Source organism: Roseomonas sp. E05 (assembly GCF_030063475.1).
GTDB lineage: Bacteria > Pseudomonadota > Alphaproteobacteria > Acetobacterales > Acetobacteraceae > Pseudoroseomonas.
In genome coordinates this window covers 1-20,221 of the sequence record NZ_JASIRT010000035.1, presented here as the reverse complement: position 1 = coordinate 20,221, position 20,221 = coordinate 1, and the positions used below count along the sequence as shown (strand labels likewise).

16 protein-coding genes and 1 pseudogene are annotated in these 20,221 nt (G+C 66.8%); 5 read left to right on the top strand and 12 right to left on the bottom strand.

Annotation, left to right across the window (positions count from 1 at the left end; genetic code table 11):
* Window positions 1–7: 7 nt before the first annotated feature.
* The 10 genes from QMO56_RS22675 to QMO56_RS22630 form a co-directional block, all read right to left on the bottom strand.
* The gene (locus tag QMO56_RS22675) at window positions 8–313 is read right to left on the bottom strand and encodes a hypothetical protein (protein WP_283529520.1); all 306 of its coding nucleotides are present in this window, start codon (window positions 311–313) and stop codon (window positions 8–10) included.
* A gap of 9 nt (window positions 314–322) precedes the next feature.
* Window positions 323–694 (bottom strand): SPW repeat protein, encoded by a 372-nt coding sequence (locus QMO56_RS22670; protein ID WP_283529519.1) that lies wholly within the window; start codon window positions 692–694, stop codon window positions 323–325.
* A 118-nt stretch (window positions 695–812) separates the two neighbouring features.
* A complete protein-coding gene (locus QMO56_RS22665; protein ID WP_283529556.1) occupies window positions 813–1,307 on the bottom strand; it encodes an NADH dehydrogenase ubiquinone Fe-S protein 4 in 495 nt (164 codons plus the stop codon).
* 102 nt (window positions 1,308–1,409) lie between these two features.
* Entirely contained in the window at window positions 1,410–1,874 is a 465-nt protein-coding gene (locus QMO56_RS22660; RefSeq protein WP_283529518.1) for an Hsp20 family protein, read from the bottom strand.
* Window positions 1,875–2,618: 744 nt separating this feature from the next.
* Window positions 2,619–4,175 (bottom strand): DegQ family serine endoprotease, encoded by a 1,557-nt coding sequence (locus QMO56_RS22655; RefSeq protein WP_283529517.1) that lies wholly within the window; start codon window positions 4,173–4,175, stop codon window positions 2,619–2,621.
* On the bottom strand, window positions 4,172–4,558 hold the full coding sequence (locus QMO56_RS22650; RefSeq protein ID WP_283529516.1) for a chaperone modulator CbpM: 387 nt from the start codon (window positions 4,556–4,558) through the stop codon (window positions 4,172–4,174). The genes QMO56_RS22655 and QMO56_RS22650 overlap by 4 nt, the downstream gene beginning before the upstream one ends.
* Complete coding sequence (locus tag QMO56_RS22645) at window positions 4,555–5,505, bottom strand: J domain-containing protein (RefSeq protein WP_283529515.1); 951 nt, start codon at window positions 5,503–5,505, stop codon at window positions 4,555–4,557. Before QMO56_RS22645 ends, QMO56_RS22650 begins: the two co-directional genes overlap by 4 nt.
* Window positions 5,506–6,148: 643 nt before the next feature.
* Window positions 6,149–8,308, bottom strand: coding sequence for an amylo-alpha-1,6-glucosidase (locus QMO56_RS22640; protein ID WP_283529513.1), 2,160 nt, complete (start codon window positions 8,306–8,308; stop codon window positions 6,149–6,151).
* A gap of 1,273 nt (window positions 8,309–9,581) precedes the next feature.
* Window positions 9,582–9,878 (bottom strand): glutaredoxin family protein, encoded by a 297-nt coding sequence (locus QMO56_RS22635; RefSeq protein WP_248668658.1) that lies wholly within the window; start codon window positions 9,876–9,878, stop codon window positions 9,582–9,584.
* A 12-nt stretch (window positions 9,879–9,890) separates the two neighbouring features.
* On the bottom strand, window positions 9,891–10,622 hold the full coding sequence (locus QMO56_RS22630; RefSeq protein WP_283529512.1) for a redoxin domain-containing protein: 732 nt from the start codon (window positions 10,620–10,622) through the stop codon (window positions 9,891–9,893).
* A 267-nt stretch (window positions 10,623–10,889) separates the two neighbouring features.
* On the opposite strand from QMO56_RS22630, the gene trxC reads away from it, so the two are divergent.
* Window positions 10,890–11,327 carry a thioredoxin TrxC gene (trxC, locus tag QMO56_RS22625; protein ID WP_283529511.1) on the top strand — a complete coding sequence of 146 codons (438 nt, stop codon included), beginning with the start codon at window positions 10,890–10,892 and terminating at the stop codon, window positions 11,325–11,327.
* Window positions 11,328–11,627: 300 nt separating this feature from the next.
* On the opposite strand, the gene QMO56_RS22620 is transcribed toward trxC, so the two are convergent.
* Entirely contained in the window at window positions 11,628–12,116 is a 489-nt protein-coding gene (locus QMO56_RS22620; RefSeq protein WP_283529510.1) for an Hsp20/alpha crystallin family protein, read from the bottom strand.
* A gap of 89 nt (window positions 12,117–12,205) precedes the next feature.
* Entirely contained in the window at window positions 12,206–12,649 is a 444-nt protein-coding gene (locus tag QMO56_RS22615; RefSeq protein WP_283529509.1) for an Hsp20 family protein, read from the bottom strand.
* A 378-nt stretch (window positions 12,650–13,027) separates the two neighbouring features.
* Here QMO56_RS22615 and QMO56_RS22610 point away from each other — a divergent pair, with 378 nt between their 5' ends.
* The 4 genes and pseudogenes from QMO56_RS22610 to QMO56_RS22595 all read left to right on the top strand — a co-directional run.
* Entirely contained in the window at window positions 13,028–14,032 is a 1,005-nt protein-coding gene (locus QMO56_RS22610) for a M48 family metalloprotease (protein WP_283529507.1), read from the top strand.
* 834 nt (window positions 14,033–14,866) lie between these two features.
* Window positions 14,867–17,416: a PAS domain S-box protein gene (locus tag QMO56_RS22605; RefSeq protein ID WP_283529506.1), complete on the top strand. Its 2,550-nt coding sequence runs from the start codon at window positions 14,867–14,869 to the stop codon at window positions 17,414–17,416.
* A gap of 541 nt (window positions 17,417–17,957) precedes the next feature.
* A complete protein-coding gene (locus QMO56_RS22600; RefSeq protein WP_283529505.1) occupies window positions 17,958–18,920 on the top strand; it encodes a replication protein RepA in 963 nt (320 codons plus the stop codon).
* A gap of 272 nt (window positions 18,921–19,192) precedes the next feature.
* Window positions 19,193–20,107 (top strand): annotated as a pseudogene (locus QMO56_RS22595) (ISAzo13 family transposase); the annotation flags it as partial.
* Window positions 20,108–20,221 lie beyond the last annotated feature (114 nt).

The following is a 20,221-nucleotide window of genomic DNA, read 5'->3' as shown; positions in this document are numbered from 1 at the left end:
TCAGATGTCAGGACCGCTGTCCGCCGCCGCTGGTCGTTTCGAACTCTGGCAGGACGACGCCGGTCCGAGGATCGACCAGCACGGTCCGCCGGCGGCCGTCGAAGTCCTCCGCCGTCGCGCGCACGAAGTCTCCCTCGCGGCGCAGGTCGGAGACATGACGCCAGCCGTCGGCGGCCAGCGCGTTCAGGGCCTCGGCGTAGGCGAAGTCCGTCCCCTGGCCCAGGTTGGCGTTACGCGCGTCGGGCATGCCCGCATGAGCCGTAGCCGTCGCAAGACAGGCCAGGCTGAACAGCAGGATGGCAAGGCGGCTCATGGCGATCTCCTATGCCATCCTGCTCCCGTGCATGCGGGGCCAGATCAGGTCGAGCGCCGCGGCAAGCAGCACGGCAGCACCAACCATCACATGGCTCCACATCGCGGGTTGGTTGGTGGAGAAGTGCCCCACCCACGGTGCGCAGATCGCCCAGATACCGATGGTGGCCTCGCCACCCGCGGTCCAGGCGTTCCGGCCACTGGAGCTGCGCCATGAAGCCACCGCGTATACGGCCAGCATGCCGGCCGCCAGCCATGCGCTCCAGGCCGCGGGCCAGTCACCGGTGAAGCCGAAGCCCCAGGGCGCCAGGAACAGACAGGCGGCGGCCACCAGATTGACGATCTCAATAGGCTTGTCTTTGCTCCTCATCGATATGTTCATCGCACTCCTCCATCGGAGACACGGTGAAATACGCAGGGACTGCCTGAGGCCGACTGGCCCGCACTCTGGCAGGTCCTGTCTCCGGCATGCTCAAGGCCTCCGTGCGTTCGGGGACAGATCATGCGACACGCCGCCCCTCATTGACCTGCACCGGAGCGGAATCATTGGCCGCAGGTCTCGCCGAGCCGCGGTGCAGGAAGGTCACTCGCGAGCTCGCGCCGTCCGGCTCCCGCCTCCGCTCTGCTGCTGGCAGATGCGTCGGCTCCTGTACCTCATAAGAAAGTCCCTCGCGCTCCGCATAGGCGACGGCCGCCTCGCGGCTTGGGAAGTGGAGCCGCACCTGGCGCAGTGGGTCGGTACCACCGACCCACCCCATCAGGGGCTCTATGAATGGCGCCGAGCGCGGTGCGAACTCCAGGATCCACTGCCGCGCTCGGGCCCGGCCCGACGACAGGACGGACGGGCCTGGACACCGGATGATCGCATGGGCATCGGACGGGAAAGCCCGCGATGCGAGCGCCAGGAACCGATCATTCGCCGGCGATCCCTGCGGAACGGCATGCCCGAAGGCTTCCGCCGTAACCGTGGTGGTACTGTTCTGCGACATCTGCATCACCTTCAACCATCGGCTGCCTCGAGCGCCGGGCACACAGCGGTGTTTGCACTGTGGCCCTACCGCCAAGTGCCGCTAACGACCGCTCGAGGATGCAGCCGGTTATCCGCCGTGGCCCGTGTCGATCTTTGCCGGCCGGCCTTGGCCCCCGGCAATCTCGATCCGCCTTGGCTTCATGGCGTCTGGGATCTCACGGGCGAGATCGATGACCAGCATGCCATCCTTCAGCTCGGCGCCCCTGACCTGGACGTAGTCAGCCAGATGGAACACTCGCCGAAATGGCCGCTGAATCATACCCTGGTAGAGATAGCCCTGGCCACGCGCCTCGCCATCAGCTGTCTTGCCGCTGATGGTCAGCAGGTTGGGCTGCAAGATGATGTCGAGATCGTCCGGACCGAAGCCAGCAACCGCCAGGGTGATGCGGTAGGCGTCCTGGCCCGTCTTCTCGATGTTGTAGGGCGGGTAGTCGTCCGCCGACTCTGGAAGCCTGCTGCCTTCCAGGAGCTTGAGCAGGCGGTCAAAGCCGATCGAAGACCGCGCAAGAGGAGCAAGATCCGTGAGCTCCATAGCCATATCCTCCACTGAGCAACATGGGTATGAGCAGAAGGCGCCTTCACGGCGCCAGCCAGACCCGCAACGTGGCGTCTGGCGCCCAGCGAGCTAGGTAGCTGCCGACTTCGTTTCAAGAGGGTTAGAACCCCGGGACCTTCGAAGCGGTCAGAGAGATCCGGTCGGATGCGTTGCCTCGACGGGCGAGGTCTGCCACCGCGCAATGGAAGCCCCCGGACGCTGTATCGCGGGACAGCGGCGCAGAAGCCAGGCAGCCGCTCCCGCGGTCAGGTCACGACGTGCGTGGTGAGACTGGAGGTAGGTCCGGCCAGTATTCCTCCGGGATCATTCCACCTGCGACCGCTCCGTCGCGTTGAGCCGTTGAGGCAGGACCTGAGGAGACCGCCAGGTCAGGAAGCACGCCGGCCGCTATGGCCGTTTCCATTGCGGAGGAGGCACTCGCCGTCGATCATGAGGCGTCGAGACAGGACGGCTGCGTATCTCATCGCGCCATGTCGGTGCGCCCGACACGGGGACCGACGCTACGGTCAGGGCGCGTGCCTTGGGGCCATTCCTTTCCGGCAAGCCACTTGGCCAGAACGACGGGCTGCGCCCGTCTCAACCCTCAGGCTCCGTCGGGCCGCAAGCTCGTGGATAGCGGTCCAATGATGTTGTTCCACAACGGCGGACGGGTACCGTCGCGGCTCGCTGAGGGCCGGCAGGGCCTCTGCCGGCTGCCTGGTTGGCTGTCCAAGAAAGCCCTCAGCGGATAGGCCCGGAAAGACCGGGGCTGACGCCAGAGCGACTCCGATCTGATCCGGGTTGCTGCACGGCGACAAAGAGGCTCTGGCCGTCGCGCAGCAGCCGGAGCGCCACGGCACCGCCATTCGCCCGCGCAGCCTGGCGGATGGCGCTCACTACCGCGTCCGGACTATCCACCCGCTTGCTGCCGACGGCCGTGATGATGTCGCCCGGCCGCAGTCCCGCCTCGGCTGCCGGGCTATCCGGGCGCACGCCGGCAACCACAGCGCCTTCCGTGTCGGGTGGGATCTCGACCCCAGCCCGCCGCGCCTCCTCCACTGTCGTCAACGCGATGCCCAGCCGTCCGCGGCTCCCGCTCACCTCCTCCTCGCCTTCCACATCGTCCGCCTCGCGGTCCTCCAGAGCGGCGACACGGACGGAGAGCTGCCGGTCCTCGCCGTTCCGGCGCGCGGTCAGTGTTGCCTCCGTACCAGGCCGCAGTTCGGCGACGGCGCGAGCGAGATCTCGGGGGGAGCGGACGGGCTGGTCGTTCACCGCCGTCACCACATCACCCGGCTGCAAGCCGGCGCGCGCGGCAGGGCTGCTTCTCTCCACCTGAGCAACGAGCGCACCCTCCGGCTTCACCAGGCGCATCGCGCGGGCCATGGTCGCATCCACCGGCTGTGTCACCGCGCCGATGTAGCCGCGCTCGACATGCCCGCTCTGCCGGAGCTGCGCCACCACGCTCCGCACGAGATTGGAGGGAATGGCGAAGCCGATGCCAATGGAGCCGCCGGAGGGGCTGAAGATCGCGGTGTTCACGCCGATCACCGTGCCGTCCAGCGCGAAGAGCGGACCGCCAGAATTGCCGCGGTTGATGGACGCATCGATCTGCAGGAAGTCGTCATAGGGACCGCTGTGGATGTCGCGCCCGCGGGCGGAGAGGATGCCGGCCGTCACCGTACCATCCAGACCGAAGGGATTCCCGACGGCGATCACCCAGTCACCCGGTCGCGCCCTATCGGAGTCGCCGAGGTTCAGAAAGGGGAGCGGCACGCCGGCATCAACCTTCAGCAGCGCCAGATCGGTGCGCGGATCACGGCCGATGATGCGGGCCGGCAGCTCACGCCCGTCATCCAGCGTCACCTCCACCTCGGTTGCGCCATTCACCACGTGGTTGTTGGTGACGATGTAGCCGTCAGCATCCACGATGAAGCCGGAGCCAAGTCCCCGCACCTGCCGCGCCGGAGCCTCATCCCCGCCGCCGAAATAGCGGCGGAACATGCGGTCCTGCGGCGAGCCCGGCGGGAAGGGCGACATGCCCATCTCAGCCCCGCTGCGTGCGGTCGTGGTGATGGTGACAACGGCCGGGCGGACCTTGGCGACGAGGTCACCGAAGCCGGGCAGCACGACCTGAGGGGCAGCCACGGCGGGGGCGCCCGGCTGCGTCTGGGTCGGCGCCGCGTTCTGGGCGTAGGCGCGAACGGGGAGCCAGCCGGCGGCATCGAAGACCGCCGTTCCGGCCAGCAACACCGCCGCAAGCGCCGCGCCGCGGCGGCGGAAGGACATTGGGCTCATTCCGCGTGATCCTCCGTGCTTGAGGGCGAGTGATGCCCTGCCGCGACGGGACGCGCACTCCGGAGCCCCTCAAGGGCCGTTAGGACCTTCAGCTTTGTCTCCTCGGGCAGAGCCTGGTTCAGCGCGATGCATAGCAGTGAATAGCGGCGCCGCGTCTCGTAAAGCTGGTCGAGCAGCGAGAGCACCATTGGCAGGACGTCGTCGCCGATCGCCAACTCGCTGTGCAACTCGTGGATCAGCCTGACCCGGGCGACGTCGATCTCGCGGAACAGGTAGTTCCCGGGTGTGCCTTCGGCATGCAGCCAGGCGTTCTCGATCCACTGCTCGACCGCGCTCCGGTCCAGCCCCACGACCGAGCGGCACAGGGTCTCGATGGTGATCATGCTTCCCCCGTCATCGCACGGCGCGGATTCGCGGCGTGGCGCGGCGCCCAGTCCCGCAGAAAGCGCTCGAGATCCTGGTCGACCTCTCCCAGCACGACCTTCAGGGTGACGTACTGGTCACCGGCCGGGCGGCCGGCATGGGCCGGCACGCCCTTGCCGCGCAGCCTCAGCTGCGCACCGGTGTCGGACCGCTTGGGGACGGTCACACTGACGTTCCCGGTTGGGGTCGGGACCGTGATCTTGCCGCCCAGGACGGCCTCCGCCACGGTCACCGGGACCTCGACATGGATGTCGTCGCCCTCCCGTCGGAAGAACGGGTGCGGGGCGATCTGGATCTCGATCAGGGCGTCGCCGGCAGGCCCGCCATTCAGGCCCGGGTTCCCCTGCCCTTTCAGGCGCATGACCTGACCATCCTCGATGCCGACCGGGATGCGGACGTCCAGGCTTCGGCCGTCCGGCAGGGTCAGCGTCCGGCTGGCTCCCCTGATCGCATCGAGGAAGTCAACCGTCATCCTGTACTGCTGATCCTGGCCTCGCATCCGGACATTCGGCCGAGCCCTGCCCTGCGCAGCCTGGCCGAAAAGATCTGAGAAGATGTCGCCGAGATCCTCTTCGCTGAATCCAGGTGCGAAGCCGGCCTGCGGTCCGGCACCCGGCCGGTACCGGGCTCCCTCGCGGCCCTCGGCGAAGCCGCGATAGAAGTTCCGCTCGGGCCGCTCCTGGCCGGAGGCGTCGATTTCGCCGCGGTCAAATCGCGCCCGCTTCTCCGGGTCGGAGAGCAGGTCATTGGCGGCGGACACCTCCTTGAAGCGCTCCTCGGCCTGCTTGTCCCCGGGATTGAGGTCGGGGTGGTGTTTCCGGGCAAGCTTGCGGTACGCGGAACGAATCTCCGCCTCGCTGGCATCCCGCTTGAGCCCAAGAGTTTGGTACGGATCCTTTTCGGCCATCGTTCGCTCGGCCTATACGCGGCCTCCCACTCCTTCGAGTTGCGCGAGCAGATCTGTCGCTTCCTGCGGGCGCCTGCAGCCGCGATGCACCTGGACCTTTGTATTGGTTGGCGGAGTCATGGTTGGCGGCGCGGGCAAGCCCAGGCGATCACCGGGCGTTTGGGCGCGGCGGCCACTCACGGCAGGCCTCCTGCAATATGCTGCTCCAGGAGAAGGAACAGCACGAGCAGCCCGAAGGCCCATGATGCCCACAGTTCCGGGTCCGCCGGCCAGCCACCGAACTGGACGGGAGACCAGGGCGACGAGCGGCTGGGGCGCATCCGATGCCGCAGCCGCTGCCACGTCGAGCGCAGGTGCTCGCGTAGCTGCGCCCCAGCCGAAGCGAGCGCGTGCTGACGCAATCCGTCTTTCCGGCTCCTCATAGCCATATCCTCCCGTCGAGCAACATGGATACGAGTTGACAGCCTCGCCCATTGAGAGGCGCGGGGCGATGATGGAACTAGAATTCTCGCTTCGGAATTCAATGGCCGGGGCCTTGTTCGGCCAGGATCCGCGTCCGCCCTCCGCACCTGCCATGGCACGGGCTGCCGGCGCTGCGTGACGCGTCGATACTGTTCGGCTAGGGCGCAACATCGGCCGTTTCCTAAAGCCGGATCCGAATGGCGGCCCCGTTCTGGTCGGTTCCATCGGCAAAGGCCACGACGCGCTCTCCCATTCGCTCGAAGGTCAGGTCGACCTGTTCCTGTCCAACGATGAGACGGCGCAGCGAGAGGCGGTTCACGCCGCTTGGCAAGCGCGGACGATCGATGCGGATCTCGCCGCGCCAGCCATCGATGCTCAGGCCGAGGCAAGCCTGCAGCAGCATAAAGAGGGATCCTGCCGCCCAGGCCTGCGGCAGGCAGGCCACCGGATACGGGATCGGCGGCTCACCGGAGGAGCGGGGAAAGCCGCAGAAGAGTTCCGGGAGGCGCATGTCGAACTGCACGGCGGCCTCGAACATCTGGTCCAGGAGCCGGACAGCCTGGTCGCGGGCGCCATAGCGGGCCATTCCCGCAGCACAGATCGCGGAGTCATGCGGCCAGACCGAGCCGTTGTGATATGACATCGGGTTGAACCGGGCCTGACCGCTGGCCAGCGTGCGGATGCCCCAGCCCGAATTGAACCGGCCGGACATGAGACGTGCTGTCACTTTTGCGGCGCGCTCAGGTGTAGCCAGACCCGTGAAGAGCAGGTGGCCTGCATTCGAGGCCAGCACCCGGCACAGCTCGCCCCGACCATCCAGCGCCAGCCCGTAGAAGCCCTCCGGCTCCATCCAGAAGCGCTGCTCGACGGCCACCCTTAGCCTCTCGGCCTTCTGGCGCCAGTGCCGGGATGCCTCCGTCTTGCCCAGGCGTTGCGCAAGATCGGCCATGGCGAGGAGGGCAGCAAAGACATACCCTTGCACTTCCACCAGCGCGATCGGGCCTTCCGGGAACCGGCCATCGGCATGGAAGACGGAATCCCCGCTGTCCTTCCAGCCCTGGTTGGCGAGCCCCGTGCTGGCGGCACGAGCGTAGTCGAGGAAGCCGTCCTTGTCGGAATCCCCGGCGCCCTCCACCCATTCGATGGCCGAGACCAATGCCGGCCAAAGCTCCTCGATGAAGGCGATGTCCCCCGTTCGGTCGGCATAGGCGCCGGCCAGGACGACGAAGAGCGGCGTGGTGTCAACGCCGCCGTAGTATTCTCCGAATGGCACCTCCTGCAGCGCCGTCATCTCACCCTTGCGGGTTTCGTGCATGATCTTGCCGGGGGCGGAGTCCCGAAATGACGACGTCTCGTGCGCCTGGCTTCGCGCGAGGAAGGCCAGGACACCACGGGCGAGCGCAGGATTGAGCCAGAGCGTCTGCAGCGCCGTGATCACGGCGTCCCTTCCGAAGGGCGTGGAGAACCAGGGAATTCCCGCATACGGGTAGGGGCCCGTCGGCAGTTCCGTCGTGAGAAGGGCCAGATCGGCCTGGGAGCGGTCGATCCAGGCGTTGAACAGCCGGCTTTGCGTGATCACGCGTGCGCTGCGCAGGCGAACGCGGCGCGCGAGCGACCGGGCCGCGGCCGCCGCGGCGCGAAAGCGCGCACGGCCGGGCCGCTCCTCCTCGCCGCAGCCGATCTCCAGGTAGAGCTCCGTCGAGCCCGCTTCCGGAATCTCGATCACGAACTCGGCGCTGTCGGGCATGAGACGAAGCGGCGCCTCGGAGAAGGCGACTGATGTCGCACGATGCACGCCATCCAGACCTGTGTACTGGAGGAGCACATGCGCTTCATCGACCTTCGGCGGCAGCAGGCGGCCACGTGCCGCGCGGGGCTGGCCCCGCACCTCGAACATGTCCCGGTAATCGGCCCCGAACGCGATGGAGATCGGCAAGGCCACCATCGCGCTGCCGAAGTTGGTGAACCGGAGCCGCTCGTGGATCCGGTCGTTCCAGAGCAGCCGCTTGCGCTCGATATGGATGACGCCCTCCGGCGTCGGCGGTCCACCGAGCGGTGGCAGGGGCGAGTTCGTCAGATGGGCCGTGAAGAAGACATTGTCATGGCTGACGGCGGTGCCGAGGTGCCATGGCGTCTTGCCGGCGATCTCCAATGTCAGGCGGGACAGGATGCGGGTGTCGTTATGGAACAGCCCGTCATCGCCGGCACCGACGTCGCCCAAGGCATCAGCGACCAGGAAGGTGTCGCCCTGCTTGAGAACGAACTTCCGGGCGGACGAGCGTGGTTTGTCAGCAGCGTCCTTGCCCTGCTGCCCGACGGGAAACGACAAAAGAGTGGTCATTTCGCACGGTCTCGTTCGGACGATCCAGAAACCCCCGGGCCTGTGCCAATCGCCTCAGCACGGTTCCCTGTGGCAAGACGGAAGGCGCCGCCAGTCACGCCGGGACCGGCTGCCTCAAGATCTGCGTGCATGGATCGCTGTCCCGCTAGGCTGCGATCCTTTGATCCTCGGGCATTGTGCCGGCGAGAGGCCGTGCAAGCCGGAAGGCCGGTTCCCTCGCCAGCGGGTCCGCGCCGCCCTGCCGGATCATCCCGGCAGTGAGCAGAGGCGCGAGGGCTGCCGCGAGACGGAGCCTGTTGCCTTCGAAACCGGCGTGCAGCATGAGGCTGGAGGCTGGGATGGCCCGGCCGTCCGGCCCGAACTGACGGAATACCTTGAGGAGCCGCTCCGCGTCATTGGCGCGGGCCGCCGAGGCTACTCCAGTCATGCCGGCCTCCTCAGCGGACGCTGAGGTGGGAGATGAGGCCCCGGCACCACCGCTCGTAAAAGCCGCGTCCGCGCTGCTTCCAGCGGTGAATCAGAGATCCGAACTTCGACATCCACATCCTCCATTGAGCAACATGGACCTGCGAATTGACGCCGGCAGAGCCGGGCCAGACCCAGTATGGCATCTGGCGGCAGGCCAGATAGTTCATGCCAAGGTACTTTCAAGGTTCCTTGCTGCTGGAACGAGGTCCTGCCGGGCAGGATCGTGAATTGGCCTCGTAACCTATTGGCCCGCGAGTGACGCGACATATCTCCACAAGCATCCGGTGGGCGCGCGGCCGTGCCCCGCGACCACCGATGCGAGCAGAAACGTTTGTCCTCGTTGCCCTGGAGCAATCGATGTCGAGCATTCAGGACGAAAGGCCAGCTTCTGGAAGGCGGGCCGCGCCCGAGATCGGGGCCGAAAAGATCGAAGAACGAGCCTTCCTTCCCCAGGTTACAGAAGGACGCCCGGAGGGTCCGGCGAACGAACACAGCGGGGCCGCCCACGCCGCGGAGGCGCTGGACCTCGACCCATTGCTGGACGAGGCCGTTGAAGGGTCCTTTCCTGCCAGCGACCCACCGCCCTTCGCACCCGTGACGGGCATCCGGAGGGTCATCGGCTAACGAACCGGTCCCTCCGCGTGTCCGCGAGGGTGCGCCGAGGGAGATAACCCGGCCAGGGCCCGGCACAATGCCCCCGGGAACGAGCCGGACGAGGCGGCCCATCCCGGGGGCCCCAAGCCCCTTGTCGTCGAGAAGCAGAAGGCGGAAAGCCTGGGCGCGCCAGGCTCTGCCGCGTGCTGATTTACCGGACGCCGCTCCGGGAGAGAGCCCATTCAAGCTCCGAGATGGAGGGCTGCACCAGTACCTCACCCCCGACATAGACGGTCGGGCTGGCGACATACCCGCCAGTCACCCATTCGAGTTGCTGACGCACCTCCGGATGCGTTTCCAGGTCGACGAACTGATACGGCACCCCGGCGCGATCCAGATAACGACGCACCATCATGGTGATGCCGCACCAGCGATTGCCATAGACCACAACGGGCCCGGTCCGCAGCCCGACAGGGCGAGCCGGAGCGCCATAGATCGTGCCAAGCATCTTGTCAGCTCCTCACGCTGCCTTTTGTTTTGCGACATCGTCGAGCACGGCGAAGAGCTCGTAGATGTCAGGAACATGGTGCAACTGCGGCGAGACATGCGCGTGGCGGATCATCCCCTGGCCATCCAGCACGTAGAGCGCGCGCTCGGAGAAGCCGTCAGGCTCCCGCCAGACGCGATACCGCTTCGCCACTTCGCCCTTCGGGTGGAAGTCCGCGAGCAGTGGGAAGGTGATGCCGCGCACCGTCGCCCAGGCGCCGTGGCTGTAGACACTGTCGGCGGAAATGCCGACCAGGTTCACCCCGCGGCGGATGAACTCATCGAGCTCCTGCTGGTACAAATCCAGCTGCCGGCTGCAGCCGGGGCTCCAGTCCAGCGGATAGAAGGCCAGCACCGTCGGCTTGCCACGGAAGTCGCTCAGGCGATGGATCCGGCCCTGAGCATCCGGCAGGGCAAAGTCAGGCGCGGGCACGCCCACCGGGAGCGGCGCGTTCAGCGCCGGCCCTTCCATCTTCGGGGCGTGCTGGTGAAGATCGGCCACGTCCTGCAGCGTCGGGCCACCGCCCGGAACGGGAGGCTGGGATTGGCGCAGGTTGCGCCAGAGCTCCTGGACCATCCCATGCAGCAGCGAGATCGCCCGCTTCTCGGGGCTTTCCTTGATGTCGGGGGCGAGGGCGGCGAAGGCCTGCTCCATCTCGTGCAGGCGGCGGAGTTGCGGCTCAGACCGCGAAAGGTCGTTCTCCATGTCGCACTTCTCTCAGTTCTTGTCTGATCCTCCTTGGAACGAGCGTCCGAAGAACGCTCCAAGTCGGCCAACGAAATAGGAGCGCGGATTCCAATCTTGAAGATGCTCGGCAGGGTTGACTTCAGGACGTCCGAGGAGGTCGCGGCGGCTCCGCAAAGCCGGCGTCCTTCTATGTCGCTCGAGCCATCCGCCCGGCTGGAATGAGGCAGTCCGCGACACCAGAATGGATGCGCAACCCAGGGAGTGTTTGCTCAGAGGAGAGAATCAATGTCGGATACCTTCCACGTCGTTTGCCCGAAATGCGATGCGACCAATCGCATTCCCCGAGACCGCCCGGCCGACGCGGCCAAGTGCGGGCATTGCCACGCCCGGCTCTTCGAGGGACAGCCCATTGCCCTCACGACTCAGCGGTTCCACAAGCACGTGGCCGAAAGCGATATCCCTGTGATTGCCGATTTCTGGGCCGCGTGGTGCGGTCCGTGCCGGACGATGGCGCCGATCTTCGAACGGGCAGCCCGGGAGCTCGAGCCACGGGCGCGCTTCGTGAAGGTCGACGTGGATTCAGAGCCGCAGCTTGCGAACGAGTACGGCATCCAGGGCATTCCAGCCCTGATCGCGTTCAAGAAGGGGCAGGTCGCAGCCCGCCGCGCAGGCGTGACGGACCTCAATGCGCTCAAGGGCTGGGTCCAGCAACTGGCTATCTGACGGCGGGGGGCCTCAGCAGCCGGCTGCTTCGTCCCGCGCTGGTCGTTGTCGCACGAGCTCCTGATCAGCAGGATGAGGGGAAGACGACGACCTCGTAGGCGGACGACCGGTCGCCTCCATCCAGTCGGTAGGCTAGTGCCGGCTGAAGGCCGGCATCAGGCTGCCGAGATAGAGCCCAACCGAGACTGTAAAGCCGCCGCATTCGTGCACAGCCGATCCCGCCATCATCACGGATCGGGTGCGTTGTCCGCTACGCCAGAAAAGCCGCCCAGGGCCTGAGACCCTGGGCGGCCGCGAGGGTCAGCCAGCCTTGATCGCGATGCGCTTGGCCTTGTTCTGGCTGTCCGGCCGTTTCGGAAGGGTCACCGTCAGCACCCCGTTCTTGAACGAGGCCTCGATCTTGTCCGGGTCCACCTCCGAGCCGAGCTGGATCGAACGCTGGAACTTGCCGTGCCACCGCTCGGTATAGGTCGGGCTCTCGTTCTCGGTCTTCTTCTCGCCCTTGAGCGTCAGCACGTTGTCGTTCAGCGTGAGTTCGACATCCTTCTCCTCCAGGCCGGGAAGCTCAGCGACAACGCGCACGTCCTTGTCCGTTTCGGACAGCTCGACGTGCGGCCACGCACCGGCCCAGCTTCCCTGAGCAGCGGGCAGATCAAAGCCGCGCAGGAAGTCGTCGAATGTGCGGTTCATCTCGCGATGCAGCGCGAGGAACGGGTTGTCGTCCCCGGAGAAGCGCGAGGCCGGCAGGTTGCGGCTTCGGCTCCAGGGCATCAGGCCTTTCACGTCCATGACACACCTCATCTCAGACGGTCAGGAGGCGCGGGCGCCAGCCGCGCTGACGCCCGCACCGACTGCTTGTTCGGATGACCAGCTGCTGTTCAGGCCGCCTTGCTCTCGATCTGCTGCGGCTGATTGCTGTTCGCGATCTCGATGCGCCGCGGCTTCAGAGCCTCAGGCACCTCGCGCACCAGATCGATGGAGAGCATGCCGTTCTCCAGGCTGGCGCCGGCAACCTTCACATAGTCAGCCAGGCTGAACTGGCGCTGGAAGGACCGGCCGGCGATCCCGCGGTGGAGATACTGGCCGCCGTTCTGCTCGGCCTTCTTGCCGGCGACAACCAGCGCGTTCGGCTGCCAAGTGATCGTCAGCTCGTCAGGCGTGAAGCCTGCAACGGCCAGGGTCACCTGGTACGCGTCATCGCTCGTCTTCTCGATGTTGTACGGCGGGTAGTTGTCGTCCGGATTGAGGCGCAGGGCGTCCTCGAACATCCGGTCGAAGCCGATCAGGGACCGGCTCAGCGGAGCAAGATCCATCATTCCCATAGCCATATCCTCTTCGAGCAACATGGATACGAGACCGGGAGCCCGATGGGCTCCTCGCCGAACCCCTCCATGGGCGTTCGGCGACCGACTAGCTAGTCGAAGCGACCATGATTTCAAGACCGCCCCGGCCGCGCAGGAAGCCGGAGTCCTGCCTCCACACCCGTCGCCGCTGCGGCCTTGACCCCGCGCGCCCCACGTTCGGCTCTGGCGTGACCGCGGGGTGATAGCGCAACACCCGGAGCGTGGCTTTTTTCGGCGCGGGTGCATGGGGCCTCCCGCCTGATCGCCCGTGACGCCTACTCTTCCGGCGAAGGTTGAACGGTCTACACCGCTAGGGCGGAACAGGCTCGCCGCCCGCCACCGACAACGAGAGGAACCATGCGCCGTCGATTCAGCCCAGCATCTCTGACGGCGACTCAGCCGACGGCACTCTGGCTCGACCGGGCGGCGCTGCGCCGCCACCAATGGGAGAACCGGCTACAGTCGATACTGCTGCTTGCCGGCCTTGGGCTGCTCGCGGCGGTGACAGGCAGCCTCCTGGCTGGCTCTGACGGCATGCTGCTCGCGGCCGGCGCCGCGCTGCTGTTACTCTTGCTGGAGCCCGGCGCGGGCGATCCGGCGTTCCGCTACATGTTCGGCGCCGTCCCGCTCCACCCGGCGCAGGCACCGGAACTCTATGCGCTGACCCGGGAGCTGGCCCGCCGTGCCGGCCTTTCACGCCTGCCCATGCTGCACCTGATCCCCTCACGCCAGCTTCAGGCGATGGCCGGCGGTGGGCGGGACAGCCCGGCGATCGCCTTAACCACCGGCCTGCTCGCCGCCCTGCCACCCCGGGAAGTGGCAGGCGTGCTTGCGCATGAGGTGGCTCACCTGCGCCACGGGGATCTGCGGGTTATGCGCCTTGCCGCCGCCGCAGCGACGCTGACGCGCGGCATGGGCCTGCTCGGCAGCATCCTACTGCTGCTCTGGCTGCCGATTCTGATGGCCGCCGGCGCGGTGCCGTCGCCGCTGGCCATCCTGCTGCTCGTCGTCGCACCGTCGGTGGGCGACCTGCTCACGCTTTCCCTCTCGCGGCGGCGTGAGTTCCTCGCCGATGCCGGGGCTGTGGAGCTCACCGGCGATCCCGCTGGGCTCGCGGCCGCACTGCTGCGGCTCGAACGTCTTCAGGGCGATGATTGGGAGCGGCTGGTCACACGCAGCGGCGCCTGGTGGCTGCGCTGGCTGCGCACCCATCCGACCATTCGGGAGCGCGTCGCTCGGCTCGCCGGAACAGTCACGAGCATGCCACCGGTGCAAGCTCCGCCGCTGGACCCTGTCATGCGCGGCACGGTGATTCCCCAAGGCCATGCCGGCCAGCGCCTGGCGCGGCGCTGGATGCTCTAGGCGGCGCGGGACCGAGCGAAAGGGCAATGTACGCAACCCCCAGGCCAGGGTCGTCATTCTCCCGCGGGCGGGGATAACTGGCCGGGAAAGCCGCCGAAGGTGGGACAACCACAGCTCAGTCGCCGCCATGCCGAACGCGACCCGGTCAAAGAAGGGAGACCAGAATGTCTGCTCTGACAGGAGAGGATGTCCGTTCGATCCTCGGGACGCTGGACAACGACCTGATGGCCCGCATTCTGGCCACCGGCGCCACCTGAGACGAGCTCGCCGAGGCATATGCGTGGCTCAGCAACAACGAAGCCCCGATGAACAGCGGCCAGCGTTTGGCCTCCGGCCGCGTCGCGGAGCTCATCGATCTTCTTGAGGAGACGGAGGAGGACCCTCCGCTATAATTCCGGGCACGACGCCAACAGCCTCAATCTGGCGCATCGCGGCGACGCGTCCCTCTTCGGCCTGCTTGCCCCTGCCGAAGCTTGCGATTTTGGTCTCGTTACGAAATCCGCTGCCGTATCAACGAAATCGTCAGGCGGTTTAGGGTAGCAGGTCGGCTTCGGCGCCGATCCCCGCAGGTGGTGACGGGACCCCGCATCGCTGGGCGGTCGTAATCCTTGGCTCGCCAGGGACGTCGGGGCTGCCGCCACGGTCTAGCTCTGTTCCGCCTCTACCATGCTCCTGGCGGAGCGCCTCCCGAGCACCGTCGAAACGGCGTCCCCTCGATCGCGTTTTGGAGGGTTGCCGTCAGGACTTCTGCCCGGCAGCGGCTCGTCCCGAGCTGGCCTCGGAGCCGGGCGGAGCCGCCGATGGGCGCCGGACCGCAGGGTATGGGGAAGCATCTTGAGCGAAAGGGACAAAAGCGTCAGTCGGGAGCTGCTTCGCCAGCAGACGGCTCTGGCCCGGTTCGGGGAGCTCGCGCTGAAGTCCGACGACTTGGACGGGATCCTGACCGAGGCCTGCCGCCTGGTGGGCGAAGCGCTCGGCACCGATCTCGCCAAGGTCATGGAGCTCCAGCAGGACGGCGAGACCCTGTTCGTCCGCGCGGGCGTGGGCTGGAAGCCCGGAGTGGTCGGCGAGGTGACCATCAAGGCGTCGGAGGACACGTCGGAAGGCTATGCCCTGAAGACGGGCCGGCCGATGATCTCCCCTGACATCGCGCAGGAGACGCGGTTCACCTATCCGCCCTTCCTGGTCGACAACGGCGTCAAGGCGGTGGCCAACGTCCCCATCATCGGCGCCGAGGACAAGCCTCCGTACGGCATCCTGCAGATCGACAGCCGCAAGCCGCGCGAGTTCACGGACGACGACACCGCATTCCTGCGCACCTACGCCAACCTTCTCGCGGCCGCGGTGGATCGACTACGTGCGACCCGGGACCTGCGCGACCGCGAGGCGCGCCTGCGCAGGAGCGAGGAGCGGTTCCGCCGCATCGCCGGGATCGAGACGGTGGGGGTGATCTTCTTCGACTCCGAGGGTCGGATCACGGACGCCAATGAGGCCTTCCTGCGCATGTCCGGCTTTACCCGCGAGGACCTGGAAGCGGGCCAGCTGCGCTGGGACGAGCTCACCCCGCCGGAGTGGATGCCGCAGACCCTGCGCGTCCTGGAGGAGCTGAAGGCAACCGGCCAGGGCACCCCCTTCGAGAAGGAGTACATCCGCAAGGACGGCTCGCGTTGGTGGGGGTTGTTTGCCGGCAGGATGCTGGATGAGGGCGTCGCGGTCGAGCTCGTCCTCGACGTCACCGACCGGAAGGCGACCGAGCAGGCGCTCCGCGAAAGCGAGGCCAGGCTACGCTCCCTCGTGGAGGGCATCCCGCAACTCGTGTTCCGCTCGCGCAGCTCGGGGGAGCGGATCTGGGGAAGTCCGCAGTGGGTGTCCTATACCGGCCTTTCGGAGGAGGCGAGCCTCGGCCTGGGCTGGCTCGACGCGATCCACCCCGATGACCGTGCGGCAACGACAGCGGCCTGGGCGGAGGCGGAGGCACGTGGCCTCTTCTCCGTCGAGCACCGCACATACCGCGCCGCGGACGGAACCTGGCGTTGGTTTCAGAGCCGCGCCACGCCGATGCGGGACGCGGCAGGCCGTATCCTCGAGTGGTTCGGCACCTCGACCGACATCGACGACCAGGTGCGCGCCCGCGAGGTGCTGGCCCGCGGCCGCGAGGAGCTTGAGGCACAGGTCGCCGAGCGCACCGCCGATCTGCGGCACGCCCTGGACAGCCTGCAGGCGGAGATGGCGCAACGCGAGCGCGCCGAGGCCGCCCTGCGGCAGATGCAGAAGATGGAGGCGGTTGGCCAGCTCACGGGCGGCATCGCGCATGACTTCAACAATATGCTCCAGGGCATCGTGGGCAGCCTGGATATGGCGCGGCGGCGGGCCGCTGAGGGCCGCATTGCGGACGTGCTGCGCTACCTCGAACCCGCGCGCCAATCAGTCGAGCGGGCGGCCGGGCTGACCCGGCGGTTGCTGGCATTCGCGCGGCGGCAGCGGCTGGAGCCAAGGCCAGTGGACCCGGACGCGCTCGTGGCGGGAATGGCGGATCTGATCCGCCGGACAGTCGGACCGGCGGTCCGCCTGGAACTGCTTCTGCGCGACGGCCGGGCGCGAGTGCTGTGCGACCCAAGCGAACTGGAGAGCGCGCTCCTGAACCTCTGCATCAATGCCCGCGACGCGATGCCGGAAGGCGGGCGGCTCGCGATTGCTACGGACGATATCCGCCTGTCGGTGGACCTCGTCGGACAGGAGGGCGCCGCGCCGGGCGATTACGTGACAATCTCGGTCGCCGACACTGGCGTGGGCATGTCGGCCGACGTGCTGGATCGGGTCTTCGAGCCGTTCTTCACCACCAAGCCGGTCGGCCAAGGGACAGGACTGGGACTGAGCCAGGTCTATGGCTTCGTGCGACAATCAGGCGGGCTGGTCCGGCTGGAGAGCGCCCCCGGAAAGGGTACCACCGTGCGCCTGTACTTGCCGCAGCACGCGCAGGTGGACGTGACCGAAGGGCCGAGTGCCGCTCCGGCGCCCGACAGGGCTGAGCCGGGCAAGGCCGTGCTGCTGGTCGATGACGAGGAGATCGCGCGGGACGCGGCGGCCGAGCGGCTGCGCGAACTTGGGTACCGCGTGTTGGAAGCGGCCGACGGCCCCGCGGCGCTGCACCTTCTGGACGGTGGCGCGCATATCGACATGCTGGTCACGGATGTGGGGCTGCCGAACGGAATGAATGGGCGGCAGGTCGCCGAGGCGGTGCGCGAGCGGCGGCCCGGAATACCTTTGCTGTTCATCACCGGCTATGCGGGCACCGACCTGCCCCCGGGGAGCGAGGTGATCGACAAGCCTTTCGATCTCGACACCCTCGCCCGGAGGGTCCAGGCAGCCTTGGCCAGGCAGTGAAGATCGGCGAGATGGGCATGCGGCCCGGCTATTACGGGATCCGCTGCTCTCCGGGTGCCCCGCTCTGATCCGTCAACCCCTGCAGCTTCTGGACGACGATGCCCGCTCTGGGTGGTCAGTCCGACAGTGCAGGGAGTGGAAGCCGCCGGCCGGCCCAAGCACCTCCCAGAAGATCGCGATGCCAGGCAGACTGGCGGCCAGCAGCTGTGGCACCTCAGTATTCCCCACAGGGACCAGACGCCGGAGAAGAGCACGGGGCGGTGCAGCGCTGAGCAAACAGCGACTCGGCAGCGAGTCGGGCGTCCAAGAAGCTTGGTCAGCCCTGAAAGTTATCCACTCCCCCCGGCGTGACCCCGTGGGGAATACTGAGGTCGGTGTGGGGAATGCCGAGAGATCAGCTGTTATCCCGTGGGGAATGCCAAGCACTACAACTAGAAGCAACTATTTCTTCCCATTGATGACCCTCAGTAATCCCCACATTGACGGCTCCCGACGCGACCCGGCAAAACCGATCCATGGTGAGTTGAACGTGGAGCGGGTGATGGCCGATGCGGCGAAAGGGGTACGCCAACTCGTACTTGTCCACGGCCGCGATGCTGCCAAAGAACTTGTGGACCCGGACCATCGGTCGCTGGTGAATATCGCCAGCGAGGTCCTAGGGGATGATAGCGGGCGTAAAGGCTACAGCTACTCAGGGCTGTGCCTTACGTCTCTTCCTCATCGTAAGCTGGCGGATGACCAAGCTTGGGAACGCACGGTCGGTCCTCTTACGCTGATCATTGAGCCCGGCCGGATCAAACTCGGGGATGGTCCATCCAAAATGGCCGGGGTGCCGCACGGAGCCCGCGCTCGTCTGATCCTCATCTACCTACAGACGCAAGCCGTACTCACAAGCAACCGCGAAGTCAGTCTCGGCCGTTCCATGCGCGAGTGGATGGGGCGGATGGGGCTCTCCGTTGGAGGGGAAACGGCCAGGGCTCTCCGGGAGCAAGCGAGGCGCATCGCCGCCTGCAGCATGCGATTCAGCTGGAAGTTGGAAGGTCGCTCAGGTCAAGGACCCAGTGCACCAACGATGATGACCAACGAGCGAATCATCAAATCGGGACTATTCTTCCACGATACGAGCCACGGTGACGACCGGCAAGAGAACCTGTTTGAGGATAAAGTACTGCTCGACAGCGACTTCTTTGACCAACTTCGCCGCCATCCAGTACCACTTCATGACGGCGCCATTCGGCAGCTGAAGAACAGCTCAACTGCTCTCGATGTCTACGTCTGGCTCGCGTTCCGGCTGCATCATCTGGAGAAACGGACACCGATTGGCTGGAAAGACCTCTACCAGCAGTTCGGCACGGGCTACCGACATTTGTGGGCCTGGAAGCCCTACTTCCTTGAATCCCTCGCGGAGGCGGTCGCGGCGTATCCCGAGGCACGCGTAGATGTCGAGGATAGCCACATCATGCTGCATCCGAGCCCACCGCCGGTCGCCAAGCTCAAGGCCTGAGCTCAGACGACCCAGCCGTGGGGATTACCGAGGTTCCGTGCGTACCTTTGACGGTCTGAAAGGTCCGCAGCTCGATGCGTCCCATTTGCGACATCGACGCCTCAAAGCCGACGTGACCGGTCCAACGGTCTCAGTAGTCCCCACAGTGAGCTACTCAGGTGCTCCCCCTAAGGGTCTGACGCGGAATAACTGAATCGGATGTGATGGCGGTTTGGCGGCTGGGCGGTCAAAGGGGCTGCCGGTCACTGGCTTCAATGGCGTAATCCGCTGGGGTGATCGACATCGACGACATCCGCGGGCGGTATCAGCAAGCCTGCCAGTTCCTGGATGAACGTGGGCGGCGCTTGTTCGCGGCCAACGAGGCCCTGGCGTTGGGCCATGGTGGGGTGACGGCAGCGTCGGCGGCGACCGGACTGGCGCGCAGCACCATCCGTCGGGCGATCGTGGAGCTGCAGAGCGGGGCCAATCCGATCGGCGCTCGGGTCAGACGCGAGGGCGGCGGGCGCAAGCGCGCGGTTGTGTTGCAGCCGGAGCTGCCGGCCGCCCTGGAGGCGCTGATCGAGGATGCCATTCGCGGCGACCCGGAGACGCCGCTGCGCTGGGTCAGCCGCAGCCAGCGGCGGATCGTCCTGGCGCTGGCCGAGCGCGGCTTCGCGGTGAGCCAGAAGCTGGTGGGCCTGCTGCTGCGCGAGCTGGGCTACAGCTGCCAAGCCAACCGCAATGCCCTGGAGGGGAGAAACCACCCCGACCGCGATGCCCAGTTCGCCCACATCAACACGGTTGTGCAGGCGGCGATGGCGGCAGGCCAGCCGGCCATTTCGGTGGACACGAAGAAGAAGGAGCTGGTTGGTGACTTCAAGAACCCGGGCCGCGAACTGCGGCCCAAGAGCCAGCCCGAGCCGGTGCGAGTGCATGACTTCGAACTGCCCGGCTTGGGCAAGGTCGCGCCCTATGGCGTCTACGACCTCGCCGCCAATGCCGGCTGGGTCAGCGTCGGGGTGGATGCCGACACCGCGGCCTTTGCCGTTGAGAGCATCCGGCGCTGGTGGCAGCAGCTGGGCCGAGCCCGCTACCCCGAAGCCAAACAGCTGGTCATCACCGCCGACTGCGGCGGCAGCAACGGCGCCCGGGTGCGGCTGTGGAAGCGCGAGTTGCAGCGCTTCGCCGACGAGACCGGCTTGGCTGTAGCACGTCGATTGGGATGAGCGCTGGGCGTCAACTATGATGAGCGCCGCGGATGCGGTGGTGAAGGTTGTCCAGATGTCGCGCTGCGACAAGAGGGGACGGTAATTGACGTTGCG

Bases quoted from the DNA above. Each gene is read 5' to 3' on its own strand.
- QMO56_RS22675 (WP_283529520.1), bottom strand. From the start codon at position 313: ATGAGCCGCCTTGCCATCCTGCTGTTCAGCCTGGCCTGTCTTGCGACG.
- QMO56_RS22670 (WP_283529519.1), bottom strand. From the start codon at position 694: ATGAACATATCGATGAGGAGCAAAGACAAGCCTATTGAGATCGTCAAT.
- QMO56_RS22665 (WP_283529556.1), bottom strand. From the start codon at position 1,307: ATGCAGATGTCGCAGAACAGTACCACCACGGTTACGGCGGAAGCCTTC.
- QMO56_RS22660 (WP_283529518.1), bottom strand. From the start codon at position 1,874: ATGGAGCTCACGGATCTTGCTCCTCTTGCGCGGTCTTCGATCGGCTTT.
- QMO56_RS22655 (WP_283529517.1), bottom strand. From the start codon at position 4,175: ATGAGCCCAATGTCCTTCCGCCGCCGCGGCGCGGCGCTTGCGGCGGTG.
- QMO56_RS22650 (WP_283529516.1), bottom strand. From the start codon at position 4,558: ATGATCACCATCGAGACCCTGTGCCGCTCGGTCGTGGGGCTGGACCGG.
- QMO56_RS22645 (WP_283529515.1), bottom strand. From the start codon at position 5,505: ATGGCCGAAAAGGATCCGTACCAAACTCTTGGGCTCAAGCGGGATGCC.
- QMO56_RS22640 (WP_283529513.1), bottom strand. From the start codon at position 8,308: ATGACCACTCTTTTGTCGTTTCCCGTCGGGCAGCAGGGCAAGGACGCT.
- QMO56_RS22635 (WP_248668658.1), bottom strand. From the start codon at position 9,878: ATGCTTGGCACGATCTATGGCGCTCCGGCTCGCCCTGTCGGGCTGCGG.
- QMO56_RS22630 (WP_283529512.1), bottom strand. From the start codon at position 10,622: ATGGAGAACGACCTTTCGCGGTCTGAGCCGCAACTCCGCCGCCTGCAC.
- trxC (WP_283529511.1), top strand. From the start codon at position 10,890: ATGTCGGATACCTTCCACGTCGTTTGCCCGAAATGCGATGCGACCAAT.
- QMO56_RS22620 (WP_283529510.1), bottom strand. From the start codon at position 12,116: ATGGACGTGAAAGGCCTGATGCCCTGGAGCCGAAGCCGCAACCTGCCG.
- QMO56_RS22615 (WP_283529509.1), bottom strand. From the start codon at position 12,649: ATGGGAATGATGGATCTTGCTCCGCTGAGCCGGTCCCTGATCGGCTTC.
- QMO56_RS22610 (WP_283529507.1), top strand. From the start codon at position 13,028: ATGCGCCGTCGATTCAGCCCAGCATCTCTGACGGCGACTCAGCCGACG.
- QMO56_RS22600 (WP_283529505.1), top strand. From the start codon at position 17,958: ATGGCCGATGCGGCGAAAGGGGTACGCCAACTCGTACTTGTCCACGGC.